Source organism: Klebsiella sp. MS 92-3 (assembly GCF_000195655.1).
GTDB lineage: Bacteria > Pseudomonadota > Gammaproteobacteria > Enterobacterales > Enterobacteriaceae > Klebsiella > Klebsiella pneumoniae.
On the sequence record NZ_GL882787.1, the window covers coordinates 1 to 7,654 of the forward strand.

Sequence of the window (7,654 nt, forward strand, 5' to 3'; positions counted from 1 at the left end):
GCCTCATTCGTTACTTAGCCTTTATTGTCCTCTTTAGCGCGCGCTTCGTCACGCAGTTCTCGCCGCAAAATTTTCCCGACGTTGGATTTCGGCAGTTCGTCACGGAATTCCACCAGCTTCGGCACCTTGTATCCGGTCAAATGGCGACGGCAGAACGTAATCAGCGCCTCTTCGGTTAACGCAGCATCTTTCTTGACTACGAAAATCTTCACCGCTTCGCCACTGCTGCCGGACGGCACGCCGATGGCCGCCACTTCCAGCACCCCGCTATGCTGCATGACCACATCTTCGATTTCGTTCGGATAGACGTTAAAACCCGACACCAGGATCATATCTTTTTTGCGATCGACGATGCGCAGGAACCCCTCTTCATCCATCACCGCGATATCCCCGGTGTGCAGCCAGCCGTCTTTGATAATCTCATCCGTCGCGTCAGGGCGCTGCCAGTAGCCCAGCATCACCTGCGGCCCTTTAATACAGAGCTCGCCCGGCTGACCCGGCGCCACTTCGTTATCATCATCATCCACCAGTTTGGCTTCGGTGGAGGGCACCGGCAGGCCAATGCTGCCGCTGTGGTAGTCAATATCGTGCGGGTTAACGCTGACCAGCGGGGAACACTCTGTCAGGCCGTAGCCCTCCAGCAGATATTGCCCGGTCAGTTTTACCCAGCGCTCGGCCACCGCCTGCTGCACCGGCATCCCACCGCCGGCGGACAAATGCAGCGAGGAGAAATCAAGCTGCTGGAACTCTTTGTTGTTCAGCAAGGCGTTGAACAGGGTATTGACCCCGGTCATGGCGGTAAAAGGATACTTCGCCAGCTCCTTCACCAGCCCGGGGATATCGCGTGGGTTGGTGATCAGCAAATTTTGCCCGCCCAGTTCGATAAACAGCAGGCAGTTCATGGTCAGGGCGAAAATGTGATACAGCGGCAGCGCGGTCACCACGAACTCTTTGCCGCGATGCAGCAGCGGGCCGTAGGTGGCATTGACCTGCTCGAGGTTAGCCAGCATATTGCGGTGGGTTAGCATCGCACCTTTGGCCACGCCGGTGGTGCCCCCGGTGTACTGCAGAAACGCCAGATCTTCCGCAACGATCTCCGGCTTGACGTACTGCATGCGATAGCCGTGCTGCAACGCGCTGCGAAACGAGATGGCGTCCGGCAGATGGTACTTCGGCACCAGGCGCTTAATGTACTTGACCACAAAGTTCACCAGCGTACCTTTGGCGGTGGAAAGCTGGTCGCCCATGCGCGTCAGGATCACATGCTGGACCTGAGTTTTCGCCACCACTTTTTCCAGGGTATGGGCAAAGTTGGAGACAATGACGATCGCCGCCGCGCCGCTGTCGTTGAGCTGATGCTCCAGTTCGCGCGGGGTATATAAGGGGTTGACGTTAACCACGATCATCCCGGCGCGCAGGATGCCAAACAGAGCCACCGGATACTGCAGCAGGTTAGGCATCATCAGGGCCACGCGATCGCCCTTCTGTAACCCCAACCCCTCCTGAAGATAAGCGGCGAAGGCGCGACTACGCTCCTCCAGCTTACGGTAGGTCATCACTTCACCCATATTGATAAACGCCGGTTGGTCGGCGTAACGGGTGGTGGCATGTTCAAACAGTTCAACCAGGGATTGATAGCGGTCAGGATTTATCTCCGCCGGAACATCTGCGGGATAACGGTTTAGCCAAACCTTTTTCACTGCATCACCTCTGAAATAGTTATTCGTCGTCATCACAGCCCCTGGATAATACATTTTGTTAACATTATATTAACTCAGCGTACCAGTTTATTAATTAGGCAATGAGCAGGTTGCGAAGCGCGTCACTATTTTTTTTCTTATTCGACTGAAAACAAAGAAACAGCGGACCGGCCGCTGTTTCTTTGAACTAACATAAACAACAAAATCATTCGGTTACAACGTTTCTCACCTCAGCAGGGCCGGGATTGTACCAGCCCCAGCCGCCATAGCCGTAGCCCCAGGGGCGCGGACCCAGCATCCACGGGTCGATAGGTTGCGGAGGCATCACCACCTGCTGCACTACGTTCCAGCGCTTGTAGCCGGTGGCGTTCATTAGCATAAATTTATACGGCGTGCTGCCCACCTTGCCGTCAACCACCCCGGCGATCGGTCCGACCACGGTCACTAGTTGACCGCGGAAATCCACCGGATCGAGGAAGCCATTGACGTCAGCAAAAATCCTTCCGCGGGACGGCTCGCCGAGCACTGGCCGCGCACCGCTGTCCAGCGGTACGGTGGCGATTTCTAAGCGGGTTTTCCCCTGCTGGTTTTGCACATTGACCACCTTACCGCCAAAGCGCGCTTCCTGGCCAACGTACAGCTGCGGGGCGTTCATCACCCGCACTAAATCCTGCTGCGGCGTCGGGCTGGTGCCTTTGATGGCATCCGGCACTGACACGCAACCGCTTAGCGCAACGGCAACCGCTGCGGCTAACAGCCAGCGAACGCCCTGTTTTTGACCCGCCATGATGCGACTCCTTTTCTCAGTCTTCTTGTTACTGAGATTCACTCGCGGCCTGGAAGTTTCTTCCACGCCACCTCGTTTCGCAAATAAACCGGCTCCGCTTTCTCCACGGCCACGGTTTTCCCCGCCGACAGCAGGTAACAGGCTAACGGCAGCATATCCTCCGCCGCCGGCAATTCAATTTCGCCGCTGCTTAAGGTCAGTCCGCTCGCTTTCGCCAGATCCGGCCACGCCTGCCAGCCGGTGCCGACGGTGGCCCATTCGCCGGAAAGCTGTGCCAGCCGTTCGGCTACCGCTTCCGGTTTGAGCACCGCTTCCGTCTCTTCGCCATGCCAGACGCCCTGCTCGTCGCGCTGGTACTCGGCCCAGTAGACTTCGCCCATACGCGCATCAATGGCCGCCAGCACACGGGTGGCGCCGGTTTTGCGCCAGGCGCCCTGCGCCATGGTGGCCAGCGTGGAAACGCCAATCATTGGCAGTTCGGCGCCCAGCGCCAGCCCCTGAGCGATACCGATGCCGATGCGCACGCCGGTAAAGCTGCCCGGACCGCGGCCAAAGGCCAGCGCGTCCAGCTCGCTCAGCGTGGTGCCGCTCTCGGTGAGGACCTCCTGCACCAGCGGCAGGATACGTTGGGTATGTTCGCGGGGACAAATTTCGAAATGAGCACTAAGGGTGCCATCATTCCACAGAGCCGCGGAGCAGGCCTCTGTGGCGGTATCGATAGCCAAAATTCGCATGGGTGGTCACGCTCTCGTTACATAGTTCAGGCCTTCAGGCAGCCTGATTTCCGGCAAACGGCCAACCCGCCGCCATGCCGCCCGAAGTCTATTGGGAACCGCTAATTAACAAAATGGCGCGCAGCTTAACACATTTTAGTGCGGATTACCTTGCCGGCGGTACGGCGAGAAAGCGCACCGCCCGACGGATATCGCGGGTTCGCGGCGCCGGCGGCAGACTGGCCAGGAACACCGCGCCGTAGGGGCGCATCACCAACCGGTTGTCGCAGATCACCAGCACCCCGCGGTCGTCGATATCGCGGATCAGACGCCCCACCCCCTGCTTGAGGGTGATCACCGCATCCGGGAGCTGCACTTCATCGAAGGGATCGCCGCCGCGCAGCCGGCAATCTTCCATCCGCGCTTTTAGCAGCGGATCGTCCGGCGAGGTGAACGGTAGCTTATCGATAATCACCAGCGACAGCGCGTCGCCGCGCACATCGACTCCCTCCCAGAAGCTGCTGGTAGCCACCAGCAGCGCGTTGCCGGCGCTGACGAACTGCTGCAGCAGCTGGCCTTTGCTGGTCTCGCCCTGCAGCAGCACCGGTAGCGTCATGGTGGCGCGGAACTGCTCCGCCAGATCGCGCATCATGGCGTGCGAGGTGCACAACATAAAGCAGCGACCATCGTTGGCCTCGATCAGCGGCTTGAGCATCGCCGCCAGGTGTCGCGCTGCGCCGGGCTGGTTCGGCAGGGGTAGGTTGCGCGGCACGCAGAGCAGCGCCTGGTGCTGATAGTCAAAGGGACTCGGCAGCAGCAGAGTCTGCGCCTCGTCGATCCCCAGCCGGGCGGTAAAGTGATGCAGATCGTCGTTCACCGACAGCGTCGCCGAGGTAAAGATCCAGCTCCCCGACTTCTGCGCCATCACCTCTTTAAACTTCTCGGCCACGGTCAGCGGCGTCAGCGCGAGAGTAAAGTGGCGCGAGGTACACTCATACCAGTAGCTGTAGCCCGGCTGGTTGATCTCTTTCAACCGCTTCAGGCGCCCGCGATAAAGGGTGGCACGCTCAAAAGCGGCGTCGAGCAGCGCCGAGCGGCCCAGCGAAAGTTTAGCGACGTCATAGCATAGCTCGAGCGCGTCATCGAGCAGCAGCAGCGCTCGCTGAATGTGGCTGTCCGCCAGCAGCTCGCGCAGATTGCCGCGGTAGCCCGGGTCTCCCAGCTGCAGGCGGAAATCCTGCGCGCTTTGCGCCAGGCGGTCGGCGCATTTTTGCAGCTGCTGAGTGTCTTTCAGTTCGGTGCGGTAGGCAATGGTGATGTCTTTCGCCAGGTCCAGCAGCTGGCGGCTGGAGAGCGACTGGCCAAAGTACTGACTGGCGATATCCGGCAGCTGATGGGCTTCATCGAAGATCATCACTTCCGCCTCGGGGATCAGCTCGGCAAAGCCGCTCTCTTTGACCACCATATCGGCCAGAAACAGGTGATGGTTGACCACCACCACGTCGGCGTCCATCGCTTTTTTACGCGCCTTCACCACGAAGCAATCTTTATACAGTGGGCAGTCGCTACCGAGACAGTTATCGTTGGTGCTGGTGACCAGCGGCCAGGCCTGAGAGTCTTCCGCGACGCTGGCGCAGGTGCTGATATCGCCATCCTGAGTTTGATTCGACCAGGAGCGCAGGAGGATCACATCGCTGAGGGTTTGCACCGGCAGATCGCCGCCCGCCAGCGCCTGCTGCTCAAGACGTTCGAGACACAGGTAGTTGGAACGCCCTTTGAGCAGCGCCAGTTTCCCGGTGAATTTGAGCGCTTTGGCGACGGTGGGCAGATCGCGGCTGTAAAGCTGATCCTGCAGCGCTTTCGAGCCGGTGGAGATAATCACCTTTTTTTTCGCCCGCAGCGCAGGCGCCAGGTAAGCGTAGGTTTTACCGGTTCCGGTCCCCGCTTCCACCACCAGCGGCCGGGAGGCCTCAATCGCTTCGCTGACCGCCACCGCCATCTGGCGCTGCGGCTCGCGCGGTTTAAATCCCGGTATGGCTTTGGCTAGCTGGCCGTCTGCTGCAAAATCGTCGATCACATTGCCCCCTGGTTATTTGGACAGTGATTATGTCAGGGAGGACGGCGTTTCGCCAGTCCGGGTAGTGACGCGAGCGGCACATTATGGCAGTCTTGCCGCAGCCGAATGGAATGCTTAAAGAGGAAAAAGCAATGACAATTACGCGTATTGATGCCGAAGCCCGTTGGTCAGACGTGGTGATCCACAACCAGACCCTGTACTACACCGGCGTGCCGGCAAATCTCGATGCCGACGCTTTCGAGCAGACCGCCAATACCCTGGCGCAGATTGACGCGGTGCTGGAAAAACAGGGCAGCGACAAGTCGCGTATTCTTGACGCCACCATCTTCCTCGCCGATAAAAGCGACTTTGCGGCGATGAATAAAGCCTGGGACGCGTGGGTGGTGGCTGGTCACGCCCCGGTGCGCTGCACGGTGGAAGCGACGCTGATGAACCCGCAGTATAAAGTTGAGATCAAAATTATCGCCGCGGTGTAATTACTCGTCCTCATCCTCATCTTCAAAGCGCGCGACAATCTGCTCGCCGGTATGCGTTGCGCGCAGCTCTTCCGCCACCAGGGCAATCGCCTGGCCGCTGCTTACCCCCTGAGCCATTAGCTCATGGATACGTTCGACCGCTTTTTGCTGTTGCTCGTGGCTCAGCGAAGGTAAACCTGCAAACATCTTTTACTCCTGCTACATTGTGGGGCGTAATTATTTCACGCCGTCCCCGACTACGCCAGAGGGGCGGCAACGTTCAGGATCGAGAAAGATGTTGTCCCCCGCGATTATTACCCTGCCCTGGCGCCCGGATGCGGCCGAACACTATTTTGCGCCGTTAAGCGCCCTGCCCTGGGCGATGCTGCTGCATTCCGGCTTTGCCGACCATCCGCATAACCGCTTTGATATTCTGGTGGCTGCCCCGCGCGCCACGCTGCTGACGCGCGGTGAACAGACGTGGGTCGACGACGGCGAAACCGTTGTTGTCTCAGCGGAAGATCCGCTGCAGCTCCTGCAGCAGCAGTTGGATCGTCAGCCGTTCACGCCGCAACCCCATGACGATCTGCCGTTTCTCGGCGGCGCGCTGGGATTATTCGGTTACGACCTGGGCCGTCGCTTTGAGCGTCTCCCTTCGCACGCGCAGGCCGATATCGCGCTGGCGGATATGGCGGTGGGGATCTATGACTGGGCGCTTATCGTCGACCACCAGCGCCAACAGATATCGCTGCTCAGCTATGACGACCCGCAGCAGCGTCTACAGTGGCTGGAGGCGCAAACGCCGACGCCGGGTGAAACCTTCGCCCTGACCTCTGCCTGGCAGTCAAATATGAGCCGCCAGCAGTACGGGGAAAAATTTCGCCAGGTACAGGCCTATCTGCACAGCGGCGACTGCTATCAGGTCAACCTCGCCCAGCGTTTTCAGGCCAGCTACGTCGGTGATGAATGGCAGGCCTTCCGCCAGCTGAACGCCGTCAACCGCGCCCCCTTTAGCGCCTTTATTCGCCTCGATGAAGGGGCGATTTTAAGCCTGTCGCCGGAGCGCTTTATCCAGCTGCGCCAGGGGGAGATCCAGACGCGGCCGATAAAAGGCACCCTGCCGCGGCTCGATTCGCCGCTGGCAGATGCGCAGCAGGCTGAGAAGCTGGCGAATTCGCCGAAAGATCGCGCCGAGAATTTAATGATTGTCGACCTGATGCGCAACGACATCGGCCGCGTCGCCGTCCCGGGCAGCGTGCGGGTCCCCGAGCTGTTCGTGGTGGAGCCATTCCCGGCGGTCCATCATCTGGTCAGCACCATCACCGCCCGCCTGCCAATGACGCTGCACGCCAGCGACCTGCTGCGCGCCGCCTTTCCCGGCGGCTCGATCACCGGCGCGCCGAAAGTGCGGGCGATGGAGATTATCGATGAACTGGAGCCCCAACGACGCAACGCCTGGTGTGGGAGCATTGGCTACCTGAGCTATTGCGGCAATATGGATACCAGCATCACCATTCGCACCCTGACGGCATGGCAGGGACAGCTGTACTGCTCCGCCGGCGGCGGAATTGTGGCGGATAGCGAGGAAGCGGCGGAATATCAGGAAACTTTTGATAAAGTTAATCGTATCCTGCAGCAACTGGAGAACTAGACCATGGCGGATCGCGCCCTTAATCTGGATGATTTTCTGTCCCGCTTTCAGCTTCTGCGCCCGCAGCCTTCGCGCCATGCGCTCAATCAGCGGCAGGCGGCGGTGCTGGTGCCGATCGTGCGCCGGCCGCAGCCCGGCCTGCTGCTGACCCAGCGTTCGCCGCTGCTGCGCAAGCACGCCGGCCAGGTCGCCTTTCCCGGCGGCGCAGTAGATAATACCGACGCGACGCTTATCGCCGCCGCCCTGCGCGAAGCTCAGGAAGAGGGGGGGA

Annotated in this window: 7 protein-coding genes and 1 pseudogene; 3 read left to right on the plus strand and 5 right to left on the minus strand. The window is 59.9% G+C overall.

Going from position 1 to position 7,654, the window contains the following annotated elements; all coding sequences use genetic code 11:
* Positions 1 to 14 precede the first annotated feature (14 nt).
* The 4 genes from fadD to HMPREF9538_RS17655 form a co-directional block, all read right to left on the minus strand.
* Positions 15 to 1,700: a long-chain-fatty-acid--CoA ligase FadD gene (gene fadD / locus HMPREF9538_RS17670; RefSeq protein WP_032457051.1), complete on the minus strand. Its 1,686-nt coding sequence runs from the start codon at positions 1,698 to 1,700 to the stop codon at positions 15 to 17.
* A gap of 205 nt (positions 1,701 to 1,905) precedes the next feature.
* Positions 1,906 to 2,487 (minus strand): Slp family lipoprotein, encoded by a 582-nt coding sequence (locus HMPREF9538_RS17665; RefSeq protein WP_002910905.1) that lies wholly within the window; start codon positions 2,485 to 2,487, stop codon positions 1,906 to 1,908.
* A gap of 38 nt (positions 2,488 to 2,525) precedes the next feature.
* On the minus strand, positions 2,526 to 3,221 hold the full coding sequence (gene tsaB, locus HMPREF9538_RS17660; RefSeq protein WP_009484655.1) for a tRNA (adenosine(37)-N6)-threonylcarbamoyltransferase complex dimerization subunit type 1 TsaB: 696 nt from the start codon (positions 3,219 to 3,221) through the stop codon (positions 2,526 to 2,528).
* Positions 3,222 to 3,366: 145 nt separating this feature from the next.
* The gene (locus tag HMPREF9538_RS17655; protein ID WP_004175456.1) at positions 3,367 to 5,277 is read right to left on the minus strand and encodes an ATP-dependent DNA helicase; all 1,911 of its coding nucleotides are present in this window, start codon (positions 5,275 to 5,277) and stop codon (positions 3,367 to 3,369) included.
* Between the two features lie 131 nt (positions 5,278 to 5,408).
* Between HMPREF9538_RS17655 and HMPREF9538_RS17650 the strand changes: the two genes are divergently transcribed.
* Positions 5,409 to 5,753, plus strand: coding sequence for a RidA family protein (locus tag HMPREF9538_RS17650; RefSeq protein ID WP_002910910.1), 345 nt, complete (start codon positions 5,409 to 5,411; stop codon positions 5,751 to 5,753).
* Here HMPREF9538_RS17650 and HMPREF9538_RS17645 read toward each other — a convergent pair whose 3' ends face one another.
* A complete protein-coding gene (locus HMPREF9538_RS17645) occupies positions 5,754 to 5,939 on the minus strand; it encodes a YoaH family protein (RefSeq protein ID WP_002910911.1) in 186 nt (61 codons plus the stop codon). It lies immediately after the preceding gene.
* An 88-nt stretch (positions 5,940 to 6,027) separates the two neighbouring features.
* On the opposite strand from HMPREF9538_RS17645, the gene pabB reads away from it, so the two are divergent.
* Positions 6,028 to 7,383, plus strand: coding sequence for an aminodeoxychorismate synthase component 1 (gene pabB, locus HMPREF9538_RS17640; RefSeq protein ID WP_004145520.1), 1,356 nt, complete (start codon positions 6,028 to 6,030; stop codon positions 7,381 to 7,383).
* A 3-nt stretch (positions 7,384 to 7,386) separates the two neighbouring features.
* Positions 7,387 to 7,654, plus strand: a pseudogene (locus HMPREF9538_RS17635) (CoA pyrophosphatase); the annotation flags it as partial.